The sequence below is a fragment of the Staphylococcus hominis subsp. hominis genome, assembly GCF_002901845.1.
Taxonomy (GTDB): Bacteria; Bacillota; Bacilli; order Staphylococcales; family Staphylococcaceae; genus Staphylococcus; species Staphylococcus hominis.
On sequence record NZ_PPQE01000017.1, the window covers coordinates 1 to 1868 of the forward strand.

Here is a 1868-nt window from a genome sequence, read left to right on the forward strand (position 1 = left end):
TTTATATTCATTTTTAATTACCGAAGAATCGACTCCAAAATCCCTTTTTAGGTGATTCTACCTCTCTATTATCATCAGAATTACTCTTCGTTTCTTCAACGAACTTATCCTCTTTTGTACTGTCATTCTTTTTCTCTTCAGATACATCCTTATGATTTATTTCATTTTCTGTTGGTTGGCTTTTCTTTTGTTGCTGGTTGATATTTTGAGATTCTCCAGTAAAAGTTGCTTCTTGTGGATTAATATTCTGTCTATTACTCGTGACTGTATCAAAAGAATTATTAAGCTGTCTTTCTTCTTCTAATTGGCTTTCTAGTTTTTGAATTTTTTTATTACTTTCTAATGCTAATACTTGTTGGTTTTCAAGTAATTTTGACCTTTCTTGCAATTCTTTCCTATAAAATTCTACTGTCACTTCATGACGCTTTTCTTGTTTTTCAAGTTGTTTATTTAAAGTGTCTATTTGCTTTTCAAGCAGTTCAATTATTTGAACACTATGTTTAGATTCTTTTTGTGAATTATCCTTTTTAACTTTTCCTGAGTTTGTGAGAGTATCTTCAAATCCATATTTTTTTTTATTGCGAGTTACTCTTTGAATTATCTTTTCAACATCAATATCATTTTTAATAAATGAAGTATTATCCTTTTTTATCGTTTCTATGTCCAATCTTTTTATGTTGTTAAATATAGTTTGTTTACTAACTCCTAATTCTTTACTTATTTCTTTTACGCTCTTCATATAATCAACCCTTTATAAATCCTTTATCAACCCTTTATAAAAAATTTTATCACAAATACTTATATATAAGTATAAAAATCTGATATTAAAAACCCTTTACAAACTCTTGATGACATTGTTATCAAGAGTTTGTAAAGGGTTTTTAATAAAGCTATAATATCTTTTATGTGTTCTTCTTTAGTGATATAATATTGATAATACGTTTAAGTCCCGACTACTGGTAATAGTCGGGACTCGGTAATAAAACGTTACAATACGTTAGCTATTTAATTTGATATATGTATTATATACAACAATATCGACAGTTTGCAAGTCAAAAAGTTATGTGGATTTGTAATGTTTTATTACCTCTATTCAAATTTAATTGGAAAGAGGTTTTTATTATGTCTCGTAAAAATATTAAAAATCAAGCTAGTCAAAATTTTTATATGCTACATAAAGCATTATTTGTTAATGAAAAATATAAAAAATTAAGTGATAGTGCCAAAGTCACTTATGCAATTCTCAATGACAGAGTTAGTTTATCAATTAAAAATAATTGGCTCGATGATAATGGGGATATATATTTCATTTTTACAAATGAAAGCCTTCAGAATATATTAGATAAAAGTAAAAATACAATTACCAAAATAAAGAAAGAACTTCAGGAAGTAGGGTTACTTGAACAAATCCGTACAGGTTTTAATAAACCTAATAAATTATATTTACATGATATAGAAACAAATATTAGTGTAGAAAAAAACATTCAAACTTCATCTGCAACCCATGATAACAAGGAGTCCCAAATTTTGGGACTCCAGAATCCCAAATTTCGGGACTCCAGAAACTCAAAATTTGGGACTCCAGAATCCCAAATTTTAGACCCTAATGATACTGATTATAATAATACTGATTATAATAATACTGATTATAATGATACGTATGATTTGAATGATAAGAAATTAACATATCCTAGTAATCATCCAAATCATCCAAATCACTCTAATTCAAAATTTAATGATGAAGCTTTAAAGTTTCAATTACTCGAAGAACTACCTCAAAGTATTCAAAGTTATTTAAGTAACTTTTCTGTAACTGAAATTAAAATCATCAAACCTGTATTATTAAAAGCCAAGACGTCCTTTAATAA

Annotated in this window: 2 protein-coding genes; one reads left to right on the plus strand and one right to left on the minus strand. The window is 27.1% G+C overall.

All coding sequences use genetic code 11. From position 1 onward, the window contains the following. Positions 1-13: 13 nt before the first annotated feature. Positions 14-739 (minus strand): MarR family transcriptional regulator, encoded by a 726-nt coding sequence (locus tag CD034_RS01135; RefSeq protein WP_103288055.1) that lies wholly within the window; start codon positions 737-739, stop codon positions 14-16. Between the two features lie 383 nt (positions 740-1122). Between CD034_RS01135 and CD034_RS01140 the strand changes: the two genes are divergently transcribed. After that, the coding region (locus tag CD034_RS01140; RefSeq protein WP_103288056.1) for a replication initiator protein A at positions 1123-1868 on the plus strand (746 nt) is incomplete at its 3' end.